Origin of the sequence: Photobacterium makurazakiensis (genome assembly GCF_050336715.1) — a bacterium.
GTDB lineage: Bacteria > Pseudomonadota > Gammaproteobacteria > Enterobacterales > Vibrionaceae > Photobacterium > Photobacterium makurazakiensis.
In genome coordinates this window covers 102,275-126,295 of the sequence record NZ_JAKJSJ010000011.1, presented here as the reverse complement: position 1 = coordinate 126,295, position 24,021 = coordinate 102,275, and the positions used below count along the sequence as shown (strand labels likewise).

Here is a 24,021-nt window from a genome sequence, read left to right as displayed (position 1 = left end):
GCAGGCTCAGCTTAGGCTGGGCCTGTTGCTAATCCTGCTCGAAATTGTGATGGGGTGATCCCCAACTTTTGTTTGAATAGACGGCAGAAATAATTACTGTCGCTAAATCCACACTGTTTTGATATCTGCTTAATTCGGCATTGATCTTCTGCCAGTAACGCTTGGGCTTTATCGAGTCGTCGATGGCACAAGTAGTCCTTAAAGCTGGTTTTACCTTGTTGTTGGAATATATGGGAAAGGTAATTGACGGAAATGTAGAACTGCTCGGCAATCATTTCACGGTTTAACTGCTGGTCAAAATGGTGGTCGATATAGCTGGTGATTTTTTGAAATAGCTCTTCTTGACGAGAAGGCAGGCAATCAGGCATCTCGCTCATGACCATGATATGGCTTAGGAGCGAACGAATGACGAGGCTAACCGTATGGTGATCTGCACCATCGTGCCCTAACTCATTAAGTGCTTGGAGTAATCCATTACCGATTTTTTGATGATGTCGAATCGTCGGTCGTTTTGCTATTTCAGTAAAGCTTTCACCGTTCCATTTTTGGAGGCTAAATCCCACTTTATGCGGGCTTATCATCAAGCTTAATATGGTGACTTCCTCTTGCCACATAGGCTGGCTCCAGGCTTTTGCGGGAAAGTACAGTACATCGCCGGCTTCAAGGTATTGTTGTATATGGTGGCTGTTATCGATTGAGTAGTGGGTCACTATACTGCCAGAAATAATAATATCGATGCGTGGAATATCAATTTGCCAAGCAAGCTCTGGTGCAGACAGGTTTTCTGCGGCTACGTAGACTTTTCTGATCGCCAACGTACTGTCTACCAATTTTGTTAGCTGCTGAACAATTTGGTCGTTATTTCGAGGGGGAAGGACTGCATGGCTTTCTAGTAATTGAGAAGAGGTCGTTGCTTGGCTCATGATACTCATCCGCTATTAGCTTCTACTGTAATGTGAAAGTGCTACTGATCTTGAGTGAAAATATTTTCATCGGTTTTAAAAAACGAGCGACATAATTTTTCAACTCTAGGCACACTGCGTTATTAATAAAGTACCTGTTTACATACCTTCTATCTGTTTATTTGATCTAACTTTGGTGAAAATATTTTCACTATTTGTTGTTTTGTGTGGTTGATCTCAAAAAGATTCTGAAAAAATTAACACAATAGGCAGCAGTTGGACGGACTAAAAATTGATAGGAGTGCCACTCAATGAGTCACACCATAGTAGCAATTACTGCTTGTGCAGCAGGTATTGCACATACTTATATGGCAGCAAGAGCGCTTGAAGCGTTAGTGCAAGAGCACGGCTTTAACGTGAAAGTAGAAACACAGGGCTCGATCGGCGCTGAAAATATATTGTCTGAGGAAGAAATTGCGGCGGCAGATGTCGTGATTATTGCTTCTGATATCGAGATTGAACTAGCCCGTTTTGCTGGCAAGCGGATCTACAAAACGCGCCCGAAGGTTGCGATTAAAGATGCCAAAGCATTGGTTGATGTTGCGTTAAAGGAAGCGCAAGTTTTTGGTGGTAAAGGCACTGAGGTGGGTAATATTACCTTAGGTAAAACCAATGAAAATGGCTTTATTCAGCATATCATGAGCGGCATCTCGTACATGGTGCCGATGGTTATTTCTGCTGGTTTACTATTGGCGATTGCCAATATTTTTGCTTTCCAGAAAGATGAGCTTGGCCGTATGGTCGCTTGGGGGTTTGATCAGTCAGATCCACTTGGTGATTTGATGTATCACCTGTTCTTAGTCGGCCAAGTTGGTTTTAAATTGATGATCCCATTGTTTGCTGGGTTTGTCGCTAATTCAATTGCCTCCCGCCCAGCCATTGCGCCAGCAATGATCGGCGCGTATATCGCGAACGATGCTGGTTTCTTGGGAACTGAAACCGGTGGTGGTTTCTTATCTGCAATTCTAGTTGCGTTCATCGTTGGCTATTTTGTTCGATACTTGAAAATGATCCGTTGGCCAAAGCTGCTTCAGCCGCTGGTGCCAATTATGATTCTGCCGCTAATTGCCACTTTCTTTATTACGATTGTTGTTAAGTACATGATTGGCGGGCCTATTGCCTCAGGTATGGGGGCGATGTACGACTGGTTAACTTGGCTGACTGTCAACTATTCGGCTTCGACCTTTATCATTGGCGCGATTATCGGCGCAATGATTGGTTTTGACTTTGGTGGTCCGGTTAATAAAACTGCACTGATTTTTGGTACCGCAGTATTCACCGATACCGTTGCTAAATATGGTATCGAAGGGGCTAACTTCGTTCCGGGAACGGCAGCGCAAGCGGCAATTTCTGTTGCGCCATTGGGAATTTTTGTTGCATCTCAGCTGTTTAAGAACAAGTTTAGCTCGACGGAAAAAATAGCGGCTAACTCTGCTTTTGGTATGGGTATTGTTGGGGTGACTGAAGGAGCAATCCCGTTTGCTGCGGCGCATCCGGTTCAGATGATCACTGCAAGTGTTGCCGGCTCTGCCCTCGCGGGTGGTTTAGTGGGGTTCTTTGACGTTAAATTCTACGGCGGTATTGGCTCACCATTAGGCACATTTGTTGGCTATATTGAGCAGCCAATCCCATTTGTTACCTGGATCCTTTGTACCTTTGCGGGTATCACTCTAACGGCCTTGATTATTGGTTTATGGCGGAAACCGATTGAAGTTGAAACGGCTTCACCAACCTCGCAGGCTGATGCGCAGCCAACCGTCGAAACCCTATCTACTCAAGCGGCAAAGACATCATGTGATACGAGCACAAAACCTGTTTTTAACCCTGAGCATGTTTTATTTGATCGTGAATCAACCACCAAGGAGCAGGCTTTTGCATTCATTGCCAAGCAAGCATTGGCACTTGGGTATGTCTCGGATGCGAAAGCTTATGAGTCAGGGTTGAAGGCTCGTGAACAGTCTTCAAGCACTGGATTTACCGGTGGGATGGCTATTCCACATTGTAAGAATACCGCTGCAACCCATGCAGGCCTTTTTGTTGTCCGCTTTAGTCATCCTATTGAATGGGAAACCATGGACGAGCAACCGGTGAAGACGGCTGTGGCGTTGAGTATTCCTGCAGAAGGCAATGAAGAGAGCGTTCGCATGTTAACGAAGCTATCTCGCAATATGATGCATAAGCCATTCCGCGACACGTTAAGCCAAGCTGACTGCCTTGAAGTTGAAGATGCTATTGCCACGGCTATAGCCTGATAGCGCATGAAGAGAGAAATGAAAATGCAAAAAACATTTCACGTGATCCCACATACTCATTGGGATTTCGAGTGGTACTTTTCGACGCATGAGTCACTGATCCAACTGGTTTACCATATGGAAGAAGTGATGTCGGGCTTAGAATCTGGTGAAAATGACACTTACCTACTTGATGGCCAACTTAGTATCATTGAGGACTACCTTGAGCAATGTCCTGATCAGAAAGATCGCTTAACAAGCTTGGTTCAGCAGGGGAAACTGCTTATTGGCCCTTGGTATACCCAAACGGATCAGCTGATCATTTCAGGCGAATCGATTGTCCGTAATTTGATGACGGGCATTCGCCTTGGTGAGCAGTTCGGCTCGGTGATGAACATAGGTTATGTGCCTGATGCGTTTGGTCAGAGTATTGATATGCCTAAAATCTACCAAGGTGTTGGGATTGATAAGACGGTGTTCTGGCGCGGGCTATCGACAGACATATGTACCAGTCGTGAGTTTAACTGGCAATGTGAAGACGGTAGCGAGGTACTTGGGTATAACATCAAAAATGGCTATTTTGTTGGGTCTTATCTCATCGATAATGATGATCCAGCTCCCCTTTGCCATCAAGCGGAGGATGGTGCACTAGGACAAAATATCGCGATTCCGCTTGGTGGTGATCAGCGCTATGTCGACCGGAACATCAAGGCCCGATTAGCCGTTAATAACCGTGCTTGCGCTGATTATACATTGGTCGAAAGTAGCTATGATCGTTTGTTCGAAGCCCTAGCTGATGAAAAATTGGCGTTGCCGACGATTAGCGGTGAGTTGATTGACGGTCAAGTCTCGAAGATCCATCGCTCAATATATTCATCTCGTTATGATCATAAATACCTGAACGACAAAGTTGAACGTCGCCTGAGTTATCAGTTAGAGCCGCTTATGGTCATGGCCCAGTCATGGGGCATTGAGGCGAAGCCGTCGATGGTGACCAACATATGGAAAGCGATTTTGCGCAACCATGCCCATGATAGCGCTGGTGGCTGTAATACCGATAAAACCAACAAAATCATCCTAGCTCGCTATGAGCAGGCGGACCAAATGTCAGGCTCTGCTGTCGATTACTTGGTTCGAAAACTGGCAGAATCACAGCCAACGGCTGAACAGGGGGGTATCGACGGACGCTTAACGGTGTTTAACACTTTGCCGTATGCGCGCGAGCCGTTGATCAAAACGACGATAGCGACCACTCATCCACATTTTACCCTGTGCGATCTTCAGGGTAATACGGTTGAGTTTGATGTGCACCAGACTGAGCACGCTTATCGTGGCACTATTCAGCGTGATAGTCGTTCAAATGATCCTAGCCAGTATTATTACCAAACTGAGATAGTGTTCCATCATGCTTTACCTGCCTCTGGATTTGTTAGCTTGCAAGTCATTAAAGCTGAACAACCTTCGCTGAATAGTTGCCTAGCCTCTGAAGCCAGTGTTAGTGAAGCTCAGATTGAGAACGATCGATATTGCCTTGAATATAGCCAAGGCCAGTTCCGGTTGTTTGATAAACAACAGCAGCAATGGTGGGACGATTGCCTAACACTGTTAGACATGGGGGATGATGGGGATACCTATGACTACTCGCCGCCAGAGCAGGATTGGCTGTTAACTTTAGACTGGCAGCAAGCGACGTTTACTGTAAGCAAAGGGCAATATGCTCAATCGCTAGTGGTAGAAGGGGCATGGAGCTTGCCGAAAAACTTGGCAGAACGAGTGAGCAGAGAACGTTCAGGCCAGTTGGGTTACCGTATCGAATTACGTTTGGAGAAAACATCAGATAATAGCTTGTCTGGGCTACATTGCTCTCCATTGGTGATTGACGCGGAATTTGATAATCAGGTGGAAGATCACCGTCTGCAATTGGTGATGACAACGCCGTTCAAGACCCAAACATCGTGGGCTGACACCCCGTTTGGTGTCGTTGAGCGCGCGAATCAGCACCAACATTTAGACGATTGGCGACAGGTTGGCTGGAAAGAAGAACCAAGCCCAATTTACCCAATGCTACATTTTGCGAATTTGCATGATGCTAAATCGAGCATGACCTTGATGGCGAAGGGGGTGAAGGAGTATGAGGTTCGCGCCGATAACCAGCTTGCATTAACAATGTTCCGTTCGGTTGGTTGGTTAGGTAAGCCTGACTTAAAGCGCCGTCCGGGCATTGCGTCTGGTCAGCAATTTAAATATATCCCAACCCCCGATAGCCAGTTACAGGGTAAGTTAAAAGTTGAGTGTGCAGTGTTGATTGAACCGCATTTTGATCCGGCTGATATTCAACAATCTTGGCAACACTATGCTGTTGATTGTTTGGTTTATCAAAACCAATCACTCAATCAGTTTACTAATACCCTTAAATATTTTGTACTGCACCCATTGGATAAACCGGTTGACGATCATCAGCAAGGCTTTTGTCTAAATTCAGAAAATGTGGTGTGTAGCGCTATTAAGCCAACAGAAGATAATACAGGTGTATTGATAAGGGTATATAACCCGAGTGCAGAATTCATTAAATCATCTGGCTCGCTGACTATGCCGTCGGTATTTAATCAGTTTGTTGAAGTAGATTTAATGGAGAGAGAAATATCTACTGAGCTTGAAATAAAAGGGGATGTTGAACTCGGAGAGTTTAAACCTAAACAGATCCGGAGCTTTGTTATTCGTCATAATAGGAACGGTTAGGATATAAGCTAAACGGGAAATAGATTCACGTTATTTACCACCTTTTGCCGGCATTCATTGCCGGCTTTTTTATTCAATCTACATTTTACTTAATGTAAAAGTTATTGATGTTGGCTATCTGTTTTGGTTGTCTATTTGGGTTATCTATATTGGGATGATATATTGGGATGATATATGGAAGGGGCAAAATATATCGTGCATGGGAGGAAATAAATAAATCCCAGCTAAAAGCTGGGATCGGTATTAAGTATGCGTTTAGCGTCGTAGTTAATATGTATCGCGTAAGTGATATACCCGTAGTTTTTCTGCTAATTCATAAGCTGATACGCAGCCTTGGTAACGGACTTTTTTAGGCGCCCCTGTTATGGCAGCAGGGAGCAACGTAAAGCTGGAATCATCAAAGCGGCCAGGACCATCGAATTCAAGATGAACAAATAAAGCCGGGTTGTTACTGTCGAGCTCAACGTATATCCCAGTGTTATCTGTTTTTACCTGCCAATGAACGACAGATGGCTGAAGGTTGGCATGTTTAAATAATGCCGGGTAATAACTGTTTTCGATAAGTGTTTCACCGCAATGCAGTTGAACATGGAAGAAGTGATCTGCGCTTTCATTCGGTTCTATTTCGTGTACCTGCTGCTGCCATACACTGGTGGCCTGATCTGCTGCAAGTGTTGTGTTGACTGGCCATTGGGCAACCACTTCACCGTCCCAGCGGATTTGGCGAATGTGCCCCTCTAAAGTACAGCGATGGTGCTGGTCATTAACCAAATGAAGTGTAAGTGCTTGCTCTTCTTTGATGAAGGTAGCCAACTGTGGCGCAAAGAAGCGCTTGGCATGGTAATGAAGTTGCTTCCAGCGGCCAGTGTATTCAATGCTTGACCACGAACTAACAGGCCAGCAGTCATTAAGTTGCCAGTATAGAATGCCGCGACAATGTTCTTTGTGAGCCCGCCAATATTCACTTGCCGTTTTGATTGCTAGTGCCTGCTGGACTTGGCTAAGGTAGAGCATATTGTCAAAACTGTTTGGGAAGCGGAAGTAGCGGGTAAACATTTCCGTAATGATGCTGTTACCACGGCCATTTTTTTGGTGTTGTTCAAACGTCGGTGAGGTAACGTTCCAATCACTTTCATCAGCGTAGGTTTTTACTGTTGGTAATGAAGGCCAAGACTGAAAACCAAACTCCGAGCAGAACCGAGGTTTAACGCTGTGGTAGGCATCGAAAGATTTACCTGAGTGCCAAACATCCCAGTAATGCATATCACCGCAATTATCATCATGCCAAGCATCACCAAAGTCGAGTTCGCCATTACATGGGGAGCTTGCCCAGAAGCGTCGAGTCGGATCTTCGGTAGTGACAACATTGGCCAGCACTCGATTTAGGCGGTCATAGTTGACGACATACTTCTCGCGGTTGGCTTTGGATTCAGGGTACCAGCCAATGGCACCAATCACTTCGTTGTCGCCGCACCATAAGGCGAGGGAAGGGTGATCGGCAAGACGACGTACCTGATCACGGACTTCGGCTTCGACATCGTCTAAAAACTCAGGCGTTGATGGGTAAAGGGCACAGGCAAACATTAGATCTTGCCATACGAGCAGACCCAGCTCGTCGCACAGATCATAGAAGATATCGTGTTCATACATGCCACCGCCCCAAACTCGGATCATGTTCATATTTGCCGCCGCTGCATCTTCTAGCAGCTGCCGGTAACGTTGTGGGGTATGAGCGGAGGGCAATGCATCAAGCGGGATCCAGTTAGCTCCTTTTGCCATGATGGCTTTGCCGTTGACCTCGAAGGTCATTGCACTGCCAATACTATCTTTTTCGGTATTAAGCCTCAGTTCACGTAATCCGATTTGCTTGTTGATGGTGTGGTTGTTGAGCTGCACACTGAGTGGGTACAGCGTTTGCTTTCCATAGCCTGCAGGCCACCACCGTTGTGGTTCAGTGATAGTAATAACACATTGAGATTGCTGCGGGCCAAGCACATCGGCTGGCAGTTGAATAAGGTGCTCTTGTTGATCGAACTGTATAACAAGCTGTTGCGGTTTCTCTGATAACGATGTTACATCGTAATCAATATTAACGTTGAGATCGCAGCTCCCATCTTGATGCCAGTGTTGCGTGGTGCGCACTTGAGTTAAGCGTGTTTGGTGCACTGGTACCAAAGTGATTGATTTATAAATCCCGCTTGCTAATAGACAGATCCCCCAGTCCCACCCCGCGTGGCATTGGGTTTTACGAAGGGTATTCATATGTGGAATTTTGTTGTTGCCAACCGCCCAAGGCACCGGGAAAGGAAGTTTCTCAGCGCGCTTGCTAGCTTCTATATCATTACGATCTAGTTTTATTTCGATATGGTTTTCACCATCAACTAAATAGGGGAGAACATCCACTCGATAGCGACGGAACATATTGCTGCATTGAAGCACTGAATGTCCATTTATCGAAATATGCGCCATGGTATCGACAAACTCTAAACAGAGGTCGACAGCCTGAGTATCCAGTGATGAACTATCAAGGTAAAGCGTGCGGCGAAGTACCCAATCACTTTCTCCGACCCATTGTACGTCATTTTCATTGCAACCAAGGTAAGGAGGAGGAAGTAGCTGTGCTGTTATTAGTGCAGAATGTATATCCCCCGGTAATGGGCAGGCGATATTAATATGAGTGTGTTGTGGTGATGAGAGTTGCCATTCTCCATCGAGTAATAATGTCGACACCATGAACTCCTGACATGAGTATGAGTAAATATATCTATTATTATATTTATCATGAAAAAGACAGGGGAGAGGATATATCTATTAAATACTAGACATATGTTGCATAACTTTATTTCTGTGAATTAGCCTTATCATTACCATCCTGTATATAGACTTAATATTGATTTCTAAAAATATGGATTAGATCATGTTTTTAAATGAGTTGTTCATTTGTGCTGTATTTAATAGGAATGTCATATATTAAGTTTGATTCTTAATTTGTATATTTTCTCTGCAATAAATATTCATTCGGAATAACGTAAAATTGCTAGGTGTCGATTGGCCGCTATTAAATAGATCGATACTTAGCTGCTAGTTATTTAATGCCTATAAAAAATGATTACAACGGGCATCGGTTTTATTTGATTTTTATTTATCTGAAAGAAATTAAAGGAATTGACATGTTTAGTAAACAGCGTATTGCCGTTTCTGCGATAGCGGTTATGGCTTCTTTTTCAACTTATGCGAATGATGCCATTGAGCTGTATGGCCAGGTGGCGATATCTGCCTATAGCTATGCCGAAGATGGTAAAGACACGGTAAACCGCATCGAGAATGAATCTCGTATTGGCTTTCGTGGTACTAAAGACATGGCGCGTGCGCCAACGCTAGTATGGCAAATCGAGGGGAATAACGTTGGTTGGAGTGATAATGAAGGCGATGGTCAGCTAGGCTTACGTGACACTTATGCAGGCTTTACTGATGATAGCTGGGGGCTGGTTAAGTTTGGCCGATTTGATACTCCGCTATATCGTATTATCGACTGGCCTTATTCGAATCCGGGTTTAGGAAATGTGTTTGATTGGGGAGCGGATATTGATGGTGGTGCTAACTACAGCCGTCAATCTGACCAGATCAGCTGGGATAGTCCAAATTGGGCGGGCTTCACGATGACGTTGGCTGCTGGTCGAGGTAATAACCCAGAAGATTCAGACAGCAACTTTTATGGCGCGGCAGCACATTATAATACTGGACCACTTTTACTGCATGCTGGATATGAATATGGCACAGGCCGAGTGGTTGAAATTGAAGATGCAGCCAGTAACTCGACCTTGTCTGCAACCTCGGATTACATGACCTATTTAACCGGTTTTGAACTGAATTTTGACAATGGCATTGGCTTTTTTGGTGCCTACAAAGTGATGTCAGCAGATTACTCTGACTATGATAATGCTGGCGCAGGTGCGGGAACGATAGAAACATTGATCGGTGGCAAACAAGACCAAACAGCTTATTCAGTTGGTGCCCTGTATAACGTAGGCTACTGGCAGTTTAAGGTTGGGTATGCCGCCAATAGTGACTTGGAAATCGATAGTAAGAAGGTTGATGGTACCGCGGATAATGTTATTTCTGGCCAGACGATCTACTTTATTGATAACAATGCATTGATTTACCTACGTTTGAAGGCGATGGAAATTAATGAATCTGATATTACTGAAGCTCGCTTAGGGCTTGAATACTACTTCTAACCCCGTCCTACAGCTTAGCCTCTATTCTGAAATAGAATCCCCCGGGAAGTACATTTTTCGTCCAACTAATGTGCTTCCCACCTCATCTGTAAATCTTTTCATTACTTCTTACATTACTATCTGCTTTATGCTGTTGTTATGAAACTTTTTTCGTTATAAATTGTTATCATTGCTTTGCCTATTCATCAAAGCTGTATTGCATGGAAAAGAAGATGAACAAAGACTTTCAGCTGCTTTTTGAGTATGCCCGAATTAAATTCACCAGTACTGATAATAAAATTGCCGATTATTTTTTGGCTCGCCAGCCGGTGAAAAACATTGAAGAACTGGCGGAGGAAATTGGGGTCTCTACCGCTTCGATTACTCGATTTTGCAAGAAGGTTGGCCTTAATAATTTCAAAGAGTTTTTATTTCTTTATCAGCAGCAGCTTGAACAAGAGCAACCACAGCATGTTGAACCAAGCAGTTTGCATCATGACTATGTCGATGTTTTAAAAGCATTTGATAAACGTCTCGATAAAGATCAAGTTGCCCAGTTTAGTAAGGCAATTCATAGCCATGATGTGATCCATGTGTTTGGTTCTGGCTACAGTGCTCTTTCTGCTGCCGATCTTAAGTTTCGGTTCACCCGCCTAGGTAAATTTGTTGAAGTCGTGCAAGACAGTGACTCGATGCAAATGGTGAGCTCGATTCTGACGCCTGGTGCTTTGGTGATTTTGCTTACCCTAAAGGGGCAAAATGCTCGGATGATCCGTAATGCACAAGAGATGAAAGCGCGAGGGATCAGTGTGCTTTGCGTGACAGCCAATGAAAAATCTAAACTACTATCAATTGCAGATTCTTTTATCTTAACCGCATCGTTAAATGGCGAAGAATCAACAGGGATGATATCTGGACAAATGCCGCTTTTGATGGCGATTGATCATATCTATTTCCGCTATGTTTCTGATTATCGTGATTCGATCCAAAACTGGGTAGTGACAGAGCAGCCCTTCCTGAGTGAATAAACATCATGAAAGCACTCTGAATCCTGTATCTGGAGACTATTTGTGGAGAATACTTGGTTATACGGCTCATAAAAAAAGCCCGCAGGGTAGGCGGGCAAGGTCCGGAGTTATCGTTATTGTAGTAATTGTCTTGGGGAGCGCTGCTAGTAGCTGCGATATTCTGTTGGGGTTTTGCCTGTTTTGCGCTTGAAAACACGGCAAAAATAATTCGAATCGTGGTAACCACAACGCTGAGCAACTTCTTCTAAGCGGAAGTTGTAGCGCTTGAGCATGAATTTAGCGCGCTCTAGCCTGACCCATGCAATATAATCAGCAAAGCGCATGTGCCCTTCTTGTCGGAATAATCGAGATAAGTGGTTAGGGGAAATATTAAACCTAGCTGCAACGGTATTACGGTTTATATTCCGGTGAAAATTCTCTTGTACATAAATACAAATGCCCTTGAATAGATCTTCACTTCGGCTATTAGTATCTTCAGCCGGCTTTTCAATCATATCCTTGCAATAGCTTAACAGCGCAAGTAATAAATACTTATCGGCGGGCTGCTTCTTCTTTTCATGCGCGAGAGTAGAAAGTGCATTCAAAATATGATCAATAGCATGGCCGGTTCGCTGTGGGACGCTGTACTTCACGACATCATAGAAGCCATCTTCATTTTCATGCTTGCTGACCAAACTTAGTCCCAGCTGGCTTTTGCCAAATAGTAGACTCAGCACCGAGCATTCATGATCCCAGTTGGGCTTATTCCAAGCATTGGCTGGAATAAACAGTGCGTCGCCAACCACCAAAGAGACATTGTCAATTTGCTGCTGATGGTTTTCAAAATGATTTTCGTACTTGCCTTTAAAAACTAATTCAAGACGAGGGAAGTTAACCTGGTAACTTGCTTCCGGCGGCGGAACAGAATCACCAGCAAACCAAATATGCTGAAAAGATGCATTGTCAGAGATGGCGCTATCAAGTAGGTCAGAGAAGGTATTCTTCATGTCACTCAATCTAATATATCTCGTTGGCCCCATGCTTTTCGTGAGGACGATGAATGGTAATGTGGCTGATATAGACGTCGTTTAGGTATAACGATTATGACTTAAGTTGCAGCAGTTTCATTATTATGGATTATGTAGCTTGTGGCGATATCTTGCTCTGTTAATTGTTAACTCGGTACCATTTAATTTGAGTTATTAGTCTTAAATTATGGCGTTACGAGACTTTTCACTTCTCTCGTAACGCCATCATGCACGCTATGAATTAGGCTTGAGCAAGATGAGCTTCAATTTTATCCATAATTTGTGGTGCTTTTTTCACTGCATCGGCAACACCGATGCGTACTATTTTTTTACCTTTGAAACGCTCTTCATTTTTGATGGCAATATCTTTGGTTAAAATTATGATGTCAGCTTGCTCTGCTTCTTTGAGCGAAATTTCATTTTCAATGCCAATTGAGCCTTGAGTTTCAATTTTAACGTCCCAGCCTTTTGCTTTTGCTGCAGTTTCCAATGCTTCAGCTGCCATGTAAGTATGTGCAACACCAGATGGACAAGAGGTAACACCAAGTACTTTCATTATTTTTCTCCCGAATGGTTCTAATTAATCAAATTCTAATTCAAGGCTGTCTTCTTCTACGTCTTCCGTAGATTCTTTACGTTCTTCGATTGGTTTTTTCAGTGCGTTCACCATTAGCGCTGTGGTGACAGCACCAGCGACGGTTGCGAGTAGATAGAAAAGGCGACCATCCACGACAGGCAGTACAATTAGGCCACCCCATGGTGCGTGGTTAAGTACGCCAAGCATAAAGGCCGTTACGTTACCGACAATACCACCTACTACGATTGATGGAATAACACGTAGTGGGTCAGAAGCTGCGAAAGGAATCGCGCCTTCGGTAATACCGATACAACCCATGATACCAGCAGCCTTTCCTGCTTCACGCTCTTCTGGTGAATAGCGCTTTGGCGACAGTAAGGTAGCTAGGAACATACCAAGTGGTGGTACACAGATAGCGACACCAACACCACCCATTAGCCAAGGCTGAGTACCGACTTGGGTTTGAGCAAACAGCGTTGCCACTTTATTAATTGGACCGCCCATGTCGAATGCAGTCATACCACCAAGAATTGCACCTAAGAATGCTTTTGATACTCCAGCCATGCCTTGTAGCCAGACATTCATACCTTCCATTGCCATTGCAATAGGAGTACCAATTACCCAAATAACTAACCCTGAGACAATAAAGGTACCGCCAATTGGTAGAATGAAATAGGTTGAGATAGCCTTCAATTTATTAGATAGAGGAATGCGTTTTAGTTGCAAAACCACATAACCGGCAATAAATCCGACGATAATCGCGCCGAGGAAGCCAGCATTCACTTGGTTCGCAAGGTAGGCACCAATCATACCCGGCGCAAGAGCTGGGCGGTCGGCAATTGAATAGGCAATATAACCACCAAGAACAGGCACGAACAGGGTAAAGCCTGCGATACCCATGTCCCAAATACCGGTTAGGAACGGGCCTTCTGGCTGAGCCCCTTTACCGTTAAGCATTACCGATAAAGCAAGTAATACACCACCTGCCACAATGAAGGGCAGCATATGGCTGGTCCCTGTTAATAAGTGCCGTTTCATCACCGCCAATTGGTTTTTCATTGAAATCACTCCATTTTCGTTATGGTTTATTTTTTTAGTTGGCGGGGGAGCCAACGTTATTGGTCTGAGCTAATCACTGCGACAGTATGCTGTCTTGTTGGCTGTAATTATGAGACTGAGCGAGTGAGGAAACTATTGGATAAAGAAAGCATTAACTGGACAATTGTATCCACCGCTAGCAGATGTGATGTAGCTCTCAGCCGTTTGGTGACTAAGCTCACGGTATATAGCTTTTTTGTCTACATGACATGGTGCTAGGTATTAAAAGTCCAGTTGGAGAAAAAAATCCAGTTAGATGAAAAGATGAACGCGATTGCGTTTATAACTTAATCAACAAAATCATCAGTTGGTTTAATTGAACGTATATTGCTGGATAAGTGAACGGTTGGACTTGTTTAGGGTTTACAGTATTACGCAATGTCCGTATTATCTGCCGCACAACGGAGAGATGGCTGAGTGGCCGAAAGCACCTGACTTGAAATCAGGCGAGGGGCGACCCTCCTAGGGTTCAAATCCCTATCTCTCCGCCACATTCAGAAAGCCCAGCAGAAATGCTGGGCTTTCGTCGTTTTAGTGGCAGCGAAAGGGATTTGAAAATCCTGCCATACCAAAATCGCTCCGCCACATTAGAAGAAGCCGCTGATTTATCAGCGGCTTTTTTGCATCTGAACTCTCTCTAAAAATCCCACGAAACCGCCCTTAACGAACCCACCTAAATTATAAAAAAAAGCACCTTTTTACGTTATCTCACTCCTCCTTCGACCATCGTCAAAGCTAAATATAATTCGCTTATTGTATGACTGAATTGTCGGTGTGTTTTTACATATGCGCTCAGGAGATATGGCATATGTTGGCAAGCCCAATATGGAATTTAATAACAGCTGTAATGATTACAGCACTAAGTATTTTTTTTGTTGATTTAGTGTTAAATATCGCGTCAATTCGCTATTTAATTCGGTTTTTTCGCTGTTAATTGATTAGATGACCAAATAAATTTGATATAACTGTCTGAGTTAATGTAGGGTATTGAAAGGTTTGTGGGGAATGAAACCCTTAAATAAGGATATTTTTATGCGTAAAATTCTTGCGGCATCGCTTGTTCTAGCCAGTGCATCGTTCACCGTTTCTGCTGAAGAGTGTGGCAAAGTGACTATTGCCGACATGAATTGGAATTCAGCAACATTAATGGCCAATGTGGATCGATTTATCTTAGATCATGGTTACGGATGTGATGCTGTATTGGTGCCGGGCGACACGATGCCAACAGGGGCGTCGATGGTCGAAAGAGGGCAACCAGATATTGCGCCAGAGTTTTGGAGTAACTCGATGAAAGCCGCTCTCGATAGAGGGGTTGCAGAAGGACGTATTCGCTATGCGGGCTCTAGCTTATCAGATGGTGGTGAAGAAGGTTTTTGGGTTCCGGAATATATGGTTAAAAAAGACCCGACTTTAGCCACTATTGAAGGTGTTAAAGCTAACGCTAAATTGTTTAAGCATCCTGAAGACCCAAGTAAATCTGCTTTCATGGGGTGTCCTGCAGGATGGAATTGTCAGATTTCAGCAGGTAATTTATTTAATGCTTTAGAGCTGGATAAAGCAGGGTTTGATTTGATTGATCCAGGTTCAGGTGCAGGCTTATCGGGTTCGATTGCCAAAGCATATGAACGTGAAGAAGCATGGTTTGGTTATTACTGGGCACCAACCGCGGTATTGGGTAAATACAAAATGGTGAAAGTTGATTTCGGCTCGGGTGTTGATGAGCAGCAATTTAAAGACTGTACTACTAACGTAGATTGCTTGGATCCAGTGCCGACCATGTACCCGCCATCGCCAGTTGATACGGTCGTAACTGAAAGCTTTGCGAAAAGTTCACCAGAAGCTGTTGAGTACTTATCTAAACGTGCCTTTACCAATGCGAAAATGAATTCATTATTGGCATGGATGGAAGACTATCAAGCTGATGGTGAATTTGCTGCGGAACATTTTTTGAATGAGAACCCAGAAATTTGGACGACATGGGTAAGTCCTGAAATAGCGGACAAAGTGAAGAAAGCGTTAGCAGCACTGTAAGTCTTTATAAAGCCCGGCAATTGAGAAGCCGGGCTTTTGCATTTTTAGGAAAAATTGTTATGTCAGATAAATCATGGTTGACGGAAATTCCGCAGCTTGACCGTTACCAACTGCTTGAAATTCGTAAAACACTCGATGGTGCTTACCGTAGCTTTTCTCGTGAATATGGTGACAGCATCGAATCCTTCTTTGACCCATTATTAACGTTCCTTATCTGGTTTGAAAAACTTCTGCTGGGCACGCCATGGTGGATAGTTATTGGTGTGTTAGCGGGCTTAGCATATTTAGCGAGTCGTTCATGGAAGCTAACCGCTGGGGTTGTTGTCGCCTTCACATTGATCGGTGTGTTCGGTATGTGGGACAACACCATGCGTACTATGAGTATTATTTTAGTCTCGACCATGGTTGCCATCGCAATTGGTATTCCCATTGGTATTGCGATGGCGCGATCCAACAGGGTGCAATCTATTACGATGCCAATGCTCGATATTATGCAAACCATGCCAGCATTCGTGTATTTGATCCCGGTCGTAATGTTACTGGGGATCGGTAAAATTCCAGGTGTGATTGCCGTGGTGATCTATGCGGTTCCACCTGTTATCCGTCTAACTAACCTGGGTATTCGTTTAGTTGATAAAGAAGTACTTGAAGCGGCTACCGCTTACGGTGCAAGCCCTATGCAGCGTCTATTCGGGGTACAGCTTCCGTTAGCAATGCCAAATATTATGGCGGGTATCAACCAAACTATCATGATGGCACTTGCCATGGTTGTTATTGCTTCAATGATTGGTGTTAAAGGATTAGGACAGCCAGTACTTCAATCCATCACAAACCAATATTTCACTTTAGGCTTACTTAACGGTTTAGCGATTGTGGCATTGGCGATTATTTTTGACCGTATTTCTCAGAGCTATGCAAAGCGTACCCAACAGCATTTAGGAGGTCGCTAACATGACGAACAAATCACAAACAACACCGCTTATTCGGGTTAAAAACTTGTACAAAGTGTTTGGCCCCAACGCAAAAGCAGTGTTGGAACAAGTGAAAGCGGGGAAATCGAAAGATGATATTCTGGCAGAAACGGGTCACACCGTTGGGCTTTGTGATATCAATTTGGAAGTGAATCCGGGGGAAATCTTTGTCGTCATGGGGCTATCGGGTTCGGGTAAGTCTACGCTTATTCGTCACTTTAACCGTTTGATTGACCCAACCGAAGGTGTGATTGAGATTGCGGGCACAGATGTCATGAACCTGAACGATAAAGGGTTACAAGATTTCCGCCGTAATAAAATGTCAATGGTATTCCAGCGTTTTGGTTTGATGCCACACCGCACTGTATTGCAAAACATCGGTTATGGTTTGCAAGTTCAAGGGGTGAAGAAAAACGAATGGGAAGCCAGTGCTCGTGAATGGCTTGAAACGGTAGGTTTGAGTGGATATGAAAAGCAATATCCATCACAGCTATCTGGTGGGCAGCAACAGCGTGTAGGGTTAGCCCGTGCTCTATGTACCGATGCTGATATCTTGCTAATGGATGAGGCATTCTCGGCGCTCGATCCATTAATTCGTAGTGAAATGCAAGACCAACTCATTGAATTACAAGAAAAGCTGCATAAAACAATCGTGTTTATTACCCATGATTTAGATGAGGCACTACGCTTGGGCGATAAAATTGCTATTTTGCGCGATGGTGTATTGGTTCAGCAAGGTGAGCCGGTCGATATTTTATTGAATCCTGCTGATGATTATGTCGAAGCCTTTGTAAAAGATGTTAACCGTGCACGTGCCTTAACGGTAGAAACCGTGATGAAGCCGCAAGGGGTGAGGATTTCTGCTGAAACAATTGGTGAAGCCGTCGCAGAAATGCGTAAAGCCAAAGATGATTACGGTTATTACATTAACGATGAAGGCTACCAAGGGGTTATAACCCAAGAGACCCTCGAAAACGCCGAGCAGGCCGATTATGGCAATGCGATTGATGAATCTATGTTAGAAGATGTGCCTTCAATACAAACAGATGCATTATTAGAAGCGGTGATCCCTGAAACATTAGAGAATAAGCACCCGTTACCCGTATTGAATGCTGAGGGTGAAGTCGAGGGGCGTCTGTCTCGTTCAACGTTAGCGGAAGTACTTAGTGAGCATAGTGCTTCATCTGATGAAGAGGCTGAAAGCAATGTTAAAGATAGTGTATCGGCTAGCAGTAAAGCAGCATAAAGTTACCTGAATTCATTCCGAATGAAATATTCTAAAACACCTCTGTCAGTTACTCTGACAGAGGTGTTTTTTATGTAGACCAGCAATTATCTGCCCCTCTACTTTATTTTTCTGAGTCTTCTGTCATCCTACAAATTTATTACTTTTTTACCTGCCGATATAAGCATATATATCATGGTGTTATTTTCTCACTTCTCATTTAAGTACCACCTCTCTCAAAGCTAAGACAATGTATAAGGTCTTGGTTATAGGCGTATGACTAAACTTTTCAGGCAGAACAGCAATGACTGTTGGAGGAATGTATGAGAAAGCAAATGATTTGGGCATTATTGCTCTCAGTTGCGTCTTTGGTTGGCTGCCATGATGAAGAATTAAATTTTGCGGTAACCTTATCGGGTTCGCAGGAAGTTCCGCCAGTGCAAACAACTGCGATGGCATCCGGAACGGTGACACTATTAATCACACAGGGTAGTGAGGATCATTTCTTCTCGCTTCCTTCAGGGCATATGAATAAAGAGGATGAGCCTGAATTTGGCAACGATGATACTTATACATTGAGTGCTGAGATAGATATCAGTGCGGTTGATAATGTGCTTGCTGCCCATATTCACCAAGGCAGTGTTGGAGAGAATGGTTCTGTTGCATTTGAATTTACGGATAACGGTGACGGTACGATGATAGTTACCGAAACCGACATTACCATGGAGCAGGCTGGCATGTTGATGGGCGGGGAATGGTATATCAATGTTCATACCCAACAAGCTCCGCCGGGAGAAGTGAGAGGGCAAATAGTGGATGCCGATACCCAAGTCCTGGCATTTGCTCTTAGTGGACGTCAGGAGGTCCCTGCGCTTGATACCGACGCATTTGGGCATGGTTATGCAACGGTCAATACAGTTAGCAATGATATTGATTTAACGGTGCTGACTACTGGGGTGGAAGATGCTGTTGCAGCTCATATCCATGAAGGTGAGATAGGTGCAAACGGTGGTGTGGTTGTATTTCTTGAGCAAAGTACTGAAGACGCGACAGTATGGCAAACACCAGATGGCACTAGCCTCGAGACCGATGTTGTGGAAACAATGCTAGCGGGTGGTCACTATGTCAATATTCATACTCCAGGTGTACCAAGTGGAGAAATCCGCGGCCAAATATTTAATGACACAGTAACAGTATTTGCATTTGGTTTAAGCGGTGACGAAGAAGTGCCTCCGGTTGTTACTGATGCGGCGGGTGACGGCTATGTGTGGTTTGATGGCGCAACAGGCTTATTGTCAGTCCTTATTCTAACAACAGGCTTAGAAGAGGCCGTTGCCGCGCATGTGCATCAGGGAGAGATTGGTACTAATGGTGGTGTAGCTGTTGAGCTCGAGCAAGACACGGGTGATGTGAATGTATGGCGAAGTCCTGATAACGCTATGTTGGATGAAGAAACAGCCAACATCCTGCTAATGGGCGGTCATTACCTTAATATTCATACGCCAGCAGTGCCAAGCGGTGAGGTACGGGGGCAAATAGATTAAATGTCGTGGTGTTGTTAACTCGCCCTGCAACAAAGCTGGCTATGGTTGATTGTAAATGAATATGAAGAAGGCCGCATTTGCGGCCTTTAATGTTAGCTTTTTTGGGGCTTGGTATAGTAACTATAGGGAGGCGATTAGTCAGAACTCAGTACAAAGCTATCTTGTAAGGTAGTGTATCGTTCATAGCCTTTGTGCCAAGCAGTAACCAGATCAGGTTCATGCTCAAAGTTGATGCATTGACCCTGGTACTTCTTCCCTTTTAGGCCATTATCGTAGGCCGCATTCAATTCACAGAATGTGCCATTGCCTCTGTTAAAGCCTTCATTGTATTGCTCGACTTGTTCTTTGTTTACAACAGTCAGGAAGGTTAACTCAGTAGCAGATCTTTGATGTTGACCTGTCGCACCATCACTAAAACCTAATTGATCCCACTTATTCTGCTTAGCAAGTTGAGTATCTGTGATAAAGCTCGAACAACCAAATAGCAATGAACTGGCGAGGGCAATTGATAATAATTTCATTTTGGCTCCTTAACACCTAATCGGGCTTAACATCAAATTGCCATTTAACTAAAGCAGCAGATCGTGGTTTTGTATAGAAAATAAGAGAGTAATTTATATGTTGACTTAAAGTTAACTTTAACTTTTATACTTGGCCTTCATCTTATTTATAGGGGTTAAGCGCATGAAAAAAGTATTATCAATAAATAGCAGTTTACGTATCGATGACTCACACTCACGCCAGCTAGTCGGTAAAATTATTGGCCAAATCAAAGGGCGCGGAAATGGCGCGGTGGTTACGGAACGTGACGTTGCGACATACCCTATTCCTCATTTTAGTGCAGAGACTGCTCTCGGGTTCTCTGGTGGTGAAAGTAAGGAGGCGTTGGCTGCAAGTGCCTTATCAACTCAGCTAATCGATGAAGTAAAAGCTCATGATGTTATTGTTATTGGGGCGCCAGTGTATAACTTTGCCATACCGAGTACCTTAAAAGCGTGGATTGACCATATTACTCGCGCGGGGGTGACATTTAACTACACAGCGGAAGGGCCGAAGGGATACTTAACCGAAAAGAAAGTGATCATTGTGATAGCTAGCGGAGGTGGACAAGTTGAAGCCATTGAGCAGCAATTGAGTTTAACACTATCGATGATTGGCCTTGATGATGTGACCTTTGTTCATGCCACGGGGTTAGATATGCCCGATAGTGCGCAGAATTTAGCAGCAATTCATCGTGAGATAGACGCATTAGCAACACGGATTGCTGCATAGGTGCTACTGATGAATTTAACTGCATTCTTTGAGCGTATCCATTATAGCGGCAGCACGATGCCAACACTGTCAGTACTGACGGCGCTACAGCGGCAATTTCTTTTACATGTACCGTTTGAAAATCTCTATATACGGAACAAAACAGCGTTGGACTTATCCCATGATGGTGTTTTTGAGAAAATTGTTCTCAAGCAGCGTGGGGGAGTATGCTTCGAGGCAAACGCCTTATTCCATGATGCTTTGCAAGTACTTGGTTTTGATGTCACGTTTATCGGTGCCGAAATGAACTCAGGTCAGCCTCTTGGTGGAATGAGAAATCATATGGCGCTCATTGTTACTATAGCCAGTGAACGCTATTTGGTGGATGTCGGGAATGGTCGAGATTTCGGTGAGCCTAAACGTGTCGACAGACCCTCAGCAACAATGGGAGAGGATACTCAGTATAAAGTGGATAGCTTTGAAGGCATGAAAGCGCTATATCGATTGAATGAAGAATCCGTTTGGGAGCCGAGATATATTTTTAGCGATACCCCATGGCAGCGCGAAGATTTCTCGACAGCAAGCCACTTTGTTCAAACGTCACCTGAGTCATGGTTTACCCAAAAAACGCTGGTGTCACTCAGAACAAATGATGGCCGAATGACATTATCAGATGGTTTGCTAATCCATACTGTAAACAATGTAAGAGATGAGAAGCCAGTCTCTGAATCAGAGAGCACTCAATTGCTGAAGGATATATTTGGTTTATCAGAGTGATAATGTGAAGTTAATATCGAATAACTTTCTGACTTCACTTAATATGGATAAAGCCCCCCCAAGTTCTCTACGGGGGGATAATAATGAAGAAGGTTATTTAGTCAGTGTCTCAGTTTGATTATAATTTGCTCAAAGTGTTGGAAGTGTTGTTAGAAGAGCAAAGCGTAACAGCTGCGGCTTCGCGGTTGCACCTAAGCCAATCCGCAGTCAGTAAGCAGCTTGCCAAGTTAAGAGAAACGTTTGACGACCAACTGTTTGAACGAACTGCACACGGACTGAGGGCCACCCCACGTGCAAAACAACTCGCACCTCATTTACGGCAGGTTTTGCAGCAGCTTGATCAATTCACTCGGCCAAACCATTTTGATCCGAGTGATAGCGAACGAGAGTTTCGCATTCACATGGTTGAAACGGCTTATTCCCTGACTTACCCCTATTTTATGCCGGAGCTATTAGTACAAGCGCCAAAAATAAAGCTTGATGCCCAGACATGGAACCATACCAGTGAAGATAAGCTTATGCGTTGTGAAATCGACATGGCGATTAGCTGCCGCGAGTGGGATCTTCGTTCTACCAGCCACATTGATAATATTCCATCACAGCTACAGTTTGTCGAGTTGGCTCGCGATCACCCTGTGTGCCTTGTTCGTCGAGGGCACCCTTTACTGAAAGAAGAATGGAATCTTGATACATTTTTAAAGTATCGCCACTTACAGGTGACATTTGGCGGTATTGATCAGTGGTTGTTGGATGATGTATTAAAGCTACAGCACTTAAAGCGAGATCAAGCGGTCAATATGACCGACTTTTATAGTGCGATGGGGCTGTGTGAGCAAAGTGATTTAATTTTGTGTGCCCCAGCCAAGTATGCTTCGCATATGCTCACTAGCTATGATCTACATACGCTTGAAGTGCCAGTAGATTTAGTGCCGGGAGGGTACGTGCTAATGTGGCATCGTCACTTTGAACTTGATCCAAGCCATCGTTGGTTACGCGAGCTGATCATCGATAAAGTGAAGAATGTTTCTTTACTCAACCAGCGAAGTTAATTGACTCTGAAGTGGGTAATACGTACTCGCTATACCCACTTCAACTCATGATAACAACCACGTGGAACAGCGAAACAATGGCTGTAAGTCGGTTACGCAACGGTTGATAGTTCTTGGGGTTTTGCTCTTGTTCGACTTCTCGAACTTTTTTCTCGGCAAACCATACCGCAATAAAACCAAAGAGCAAAACCGATACCGACCAGAAGTAACTGTCTGGTGAGTGCAGCAATACGCCCCAAGCAATAAACGCAAATAGGTTACTAAGGATAAGCGCATTACGACTTAGTGAGTGCTTTATATGATCGATGGCATTGCCCCATAAAACACCCGAAAGAAAGCTTAAAATCACCGCGCTATAGGCAACAAAAACCTTTTCGGCCTCTAAGCCAAATAACGTCTTATCTATCCAAATACAGATGATGGCCAGAATAAAAGGGACTAAACCAAGATATGCCAGTCGTGACATCGTTTGAGCGGGCGAGAGTGCCATCGGCGATCTTCCATAGAAAACTTACATGTTTTCAAAGCATAGTTGATTGCCCGTAAACAGGAAAACTCGGTCAGTTTAATGATCGGGGATCTGTAAACTCAATTATATAAATGCGTTATGGTTGTGGTCCCACCTTACTATTCTGCTCCAGAGTGGAACATAAAAATGGTAAATCCGTATTAGCAAGTAGCACGCTGAAATGATCGCGGAGAAAATCGCCGCGTTACTAAAACTTAACCCACCGGCAAATGGAATGAGTAAAGCAACGGCAGAGAGCACGATAACACGCCATGTTGTGGCGATATTGTAAGCAATCCAATGTTCAAAGTTGGTATTACGTAAATATCGACCGAGTATCGCCAGAGAAAGCAAATAGCAGGTTGGCACCAGACAAATGATTGTTAATGGCCAGCCGCTATATAGGGTTACACCAATCAATAATTTGCCCGATATCATATATGTCATGGCGAGAGAGTGGATGAAATCAATTGGCAAAAAAAGCGCAAATAGAGTTAATACACTGCCAACGGCATAGCTCACTGAGCCAGCAAATAGAATAAAAAAGACGGGTAAACCAATCAAAATATGAACAAGAGGTGCAACCGTTAAGCCGTGAAGTAGCCACTTTATGAGGTTGGCATTTTTAATCATGGTATTGCCTCCTTAATATGTGAAGGGGAACCGAGCTCATTCCGTTGATTTAGCGGTTAATCTATTATGTACATAAATTCATACTGACATGACGAATATTTGAACGATGTTTGATTAGCGTCAAGCGAGAGCTGAAATTTTTTACAGGATGGTTGAGGGCATTCTGTGATGTT

Annotated in this window: 19 protein-coding genes and 1 tRNA gene; 12 read left to right on the top strand and 8 right to left on the bottom strand. The window is 43.9% G+C overall.

Going from position 1 to position 24,021, the window contains the following annotated elements:
• Positions 1-11 precede the first annotated feature (11 nt).
• Positions 12-923: a helix-turn-helix domain-containing protein gene (locus L4D09_RS04180; protein ID WP_428456239.1), complete on the bottom strand. Its 912-nt coding sequence runs from the start codon at positions 921-923 to the stop codon at positions 12-14.
• Positions 924-1,213: 290 nt separating this feature from the next.
• Here L4D09_RS04180 and L4D09_RS04175 point away from each other — a divergent pair, with 290 nt between their 5' ends.
• Both L4D09_RS04175 and L4D09_RS04170 read left to right on the top strand, forming a co-directional pair.
• Positions 1,214-3,214 carry a fructose-specific PTS transporter subunit EIIC gene (locus L4D09_RS04175; protein ID WP_428456238.1) on the top strand — a complete coding sequence of 667 codons (2,001 nt, stop codon included), beginning with the start codon at positions 1,214-1,216 and terminating at the stop codon, positions 3,212-3,214.
• Positions 3,215-3,238: 24 nt separating this feature from the next.
• Complete coding sequence (locus tag L4D09_RS04170) at positions 3,239-5,932, top strand: glycoside hydrolase family 38 N-terminal domain-containing protein (protein WP_428456237.1); 2,694 nt, start codon at positions 3,239-3,241, stop codon at positions 5,930-5,932.
• A 267-nt stretch (positions 5,933-6,199) separates the two neighbouring features.
• Here L4D09_RS04170 and L4D09_RS04165 read toward each other — a convergent pair whose 3' ends face one another.
• Positions 6,200-8,662, bottom strand: coding sequence for a beta-mannosidase (locus L4D09_RS04165; protein ID WP_428456236.1), 2,463 nt, complete (start codon positions 8,660-8,662; stop codon positions 6,200-6,202).
• 440 nt (positions 8,663-9,102) lie between these two features.
• On the opposite strand from L4D09_RS04165, the gene L4D09_RS04160 reads away from it, so the two are divergent.
• On the top strand, positions 9,103-10,170 hold the full coding sequence (locus L4D09_RS04160) for a porin (protein ID WP_428456235.1): 1,068 nt from the start codon (positions 9,103-9,105) through the stop codon (positions 10,168-10,170).
• A 212-nt stretch (positions 10,171-10,382) separates the two neighbouring features.
• A complete protein-coding gene (locus L4D09_RS04155; RefSeq protein WP_428456234.1) occupies positions 10,383-11,177 on the top strand; it encodes a MurR/RpiR family transcriptional regulator in 795 nt (264 codons plus the stop codon).
• 143 nt (positions 11,178-11,320) lie between these two features.
• Here the strand turns inward: L4D09_RS04155 and L4D09_RS04150 are convergent, their stop codons facing one another.
• From L4D09_RS04150 to L4D09_RS04140, 3 genes are all read right to left on the bottom strand, one after another.
• Entirely contained in the window at positions 11,321-12,163 is an 843-nt protein-coding gene (locus L4D09_RS04150) for a helix-turn-helix transcriptional regulator (RefSeq protein WP_428456233.1), read from the bottom strand.
• Between the two features lie 262 nt (positions 12,164-12,425).
• A complete protein-coding gene (locus tag L4D09_RS04145) occupies positions 12,426-12,740 on the bottom strand; it encodes a PTS fructose-like transporter subunit IIB (RefSeq protein ID WP_428456232.1) in 315 nt (104 codons plus the stop codon).
• 24 nt (positions 12,741-12,764) lie between these two features.
• Positions 12,765-13,829: a PTS fructose transporter subunit EIIC gene (locus L4D09_RS04140; RefSeq protein WP_428456231.1), complete on the bottom strand. Its 1,065-nt coding sequence runs from the start codon at positions 13,827-13,829 to the stop codon at positions 12,765-12,767.
• A gap of 433 nt (positions 13,830-14,262) precedes the next feature.
• Between L4D09_RS04140 and L4D09_RS04135 the strand changes: the two genes are divergently transcribed.
• The 5 genes from L4D09_RS04135 to L4D09_RS04115 all read left to right on the top strand — a co-directional run bounded on the left by L4D09_RS04135 (position 14,263) and on the right by L4D09_RS04115 (position 19,630).
• A tRNA-Ser gene (locus L4D09_RS04135) sits at positions 14,263-14,350 on the top strand.
• 541 nt (positions 14,351-14,891) lie between these two features.
• A complete protein-coding gene (locus L4D09_RS04130) occupies positions 14,892-15,890 on the top strand; it encodes an ABC transporter substrate-binding protein (protein WP_428456230.1) in 999 nt (332 codons plus the stop codon).
• A 59-nt stretch (positions 15,891-15,949) separates the two neighbouring features.
• Entirely contained in the window at positions 15,950-16,840 is an 891-nt protein-coding gene (locus L4D09_RS04125; RefSeq protein WP_428456229.1) for an ABC transporter permease, read from the top strand.
• Position 16,841: 1 nt separating this feature from the next.
• A complete protein-coding gene (locus L4D09_RS04120; protein WP_428456228.1) occupies positions 16,842-18,107 on the top strand; it encodes a quaternary amine ABC transporter ATP-binding protein in 1,266 nt (421 codons plus the stop codon).
• Between the two features lie 302 nt (positions 18,108-18,409).
• Positions 18,410-19,630 (top strand): CHRD domain-containing protein, encoded by a 1,221-nt coding sequence (locus tag L4D09_RS04115; RefSeq protein WP_428456227.1) that lies wholly within the window; start codon positions 18,410-18,412, stop codon positions 19,628-19,630.
• Positions 19,631-19,764: 134 nt separating this feature from the next.
• On the opposite strand, the gene L4D09_RS04110 is transcribed toward L4D09_RS04115, so the two are convergent.
• A complete protein-coding gene (locus L4D09_RS04110) occupies positions 19,765-20,151 on the bottom strand; it encodes a DUF2799 domain-containing protein (RefSeq protein ID WP_428456226.1) in 387 nt (128 codons plus the stop codon).
• A gap of 163 nt (positions 20,152-20,314) precedes the next feature.
• On the opposite strand from L4D09_RS04110, the gene L4D09_RS04105 reads away from it, so the two are divergent.
• The 3 genes from L4D09_RS04105 to L4D09_RS04095 all read left to right on the top strand — a co-directional run bounded on the left by L4D09_RS04105 (position 20,315) and on the right by L4D09_RS04095 (position 22,707).
• Complete coding sequence (locus L4D09_RS04105; protein ID WP_428456225.1) at positions 20,315-20,902, top strand: FMN-dependent NADH-azoreductase; 588 nt, start codon at positions 20,315-20,317, stop codon at positions 20,900-20,902.
• A gap of 9 nt (positions 20,903-20,911) precedes the next feature.
• Positions 20,912-21,658 (top strand): arylamine N-acetyltransferase family protein, encoded by a 747-nt coding sequence (locus L4D09_RS04100; RefSeq protein ID WP_428456224.1) that lies wholly within the window; start codon positions 20,912-20,914, stop codon positions 21,656-21,658.
• A gap of 104 nt (positions 21,659-21,762) precedes the next feature.
• Positions 21,763-22,707, top strand: coding sequence for a LysR family transcriptional regulator (locus tag L4D09_RS04095; RefSeq protein ID WP_428456223.1), 945 nt, complete (start codon positions 21,763-21,765; stop codon positions 22,705-22,707).
• 40 nt (positions 22,708-22,747) lie between these two features.
• Here the strand turns inward: L4D09_RS04095 and L4D09_RS04090 are convergent, their stop codons facing one another.
• Positions 22,748-23,197, bottom strand: coding sequence for a DUF3429 domain-containing protein (locus L4D09_RS04090; protein ID WP_428456222.1), 450 nt, complete (start codon positions 23,195-23,197; stop codon positions 22,748-22,750).
• 102 nt (positions 23,198-23,299) lie between these two features.
• Entirely contained in the window at positions 23,300-23,848 is a 549-nt protein-coding gene (locus tag L4D09_RS04085; protein ID WP_428456221.1) for a hypothetical protein, read from the bottom strand.
• Positions 23,849-24,021: the final 173 nt, after the last annotated feature.

What these genes read in the sequence shown, in the direction of transcription:
- L4D09_RS04180 (WP_428456239.1), bottom strand. Translation starts at nt 923, where the DNA reads ATGAGCCAAGCAACGACCTCTTCTCAATTACTAGAAAGCCATGCAGTC.
- L4D09_RS04175 (WP_428456238.1), top strand. Translation starts at nt 1,214, where the DNA reads ATGAGTCACACCATAGTAGCAATTACTGCTTGTGCAGCAGGTATTGCA.
- L4D09_RS04170 (WP_428456237.1), top strand. Translation starts at nt 3,239, where the DNA reads ATGCAAAAAACATTTCACGTGATCCCACATACTCATTGGGATTTCGAG.
- L4D09_RS04160 (WP_428456235.1), top strand. Translation starts at nt 9,103, where the DNA reads ATGTTTAGTAAACAGCGTATTGCCGTTTCTGCGATAGCGGTTATGGCT.
- L4D09_RS04155 (WP_428456234.1), top strand. Translation starts at nt 10,383, where the DNA reads ATGAACAAAGACTTTCAGCTGCTTTTTGAGTATGCCCGAATTAAATTC.
- L4D09_RS04150 (WP_428456233.1), bottom strand. Translation starts at nt 12,163, where the DNA reads ATGAAGAATACCTTCTCTGACCTACTTGATAGCGCCATCTCTGACAAT.
- L4D09_RS04145 (WP_428456232.1), bottom strand. Translation starts at nt 12,740, where the DNA reads ATGAAAGTACTTGGTGTTACCTCTTGTCCATCTGGTGTTGCACATACT.
- L4D09_RS04130 (WP_428456230.1), top strand. Translation starts at nt 14,892, where the DNA reads ATGCGTAAAATTCTTGCGGCATCGCTTGTTCTAGCCAGTGCATCGTTC.
- L4D09_RS04125 (WP_428456229.1), top strand. Translation starts at nt 15,950, where the DNA reads ATGTCAGATAAATCATGGTTGACGGAAATTCCGCAGCTTGACCGTTAC.
- L4D09_RS04120 (WP_428456228.1), top strand. Translation starts at nt 16,842, where the DNA reads ATGACGAACAAATCACAAACAACACCGCTTATTCGGGTTAAAAACTTG.
- L4D09_RS04115 (WP_428456227.1), top strand. Translation starts at nt 18,410, where the DNA reads ATGAGAAAGCAAATGATTTGGGCATTATTGCTCTCAGTTGCGTCTTTG.
- L4D09_RS04110 (WP_428456226.1), bottom strand. Translation starts at nt 20,151, where the DNA reads ATGAAATTATTATCAATTGCCCTCGCCAGTTCATTGCTATTTGGTTGT.
- L4D09_RS04105 (WP_428456225.1), top strand. Translation starts at nt 20,315, where the DNA reads ATGAAAAAAGTATTATCAATAAATAGCAGTTTACGTATCGATGACTCA.
- L4D09_RS04100 (WP_428456224.1), top strand. Translation starts at nt 20,912, where the DNA reads ATGAATTTAACTGCATTCTTTGAGCGTATCCATTATAGCGGCAGCACG.
- L4D09_RS04090 (WP_428456222.1), bottom strand. Translation starts at nt 23,197, where the DNA reads ATGGCACTCTCGCCCGCTCAAACGATGTCACGACTGGCATATCTTGGT.
- L4D09_RS04085 (WP_428456221.1), bottom strand. Translation starts at nt 23,848, where the DNA reads ATGATTAAAAATGCCAACCTCATAAAGTGGCTACTTCACGGCTTAACG.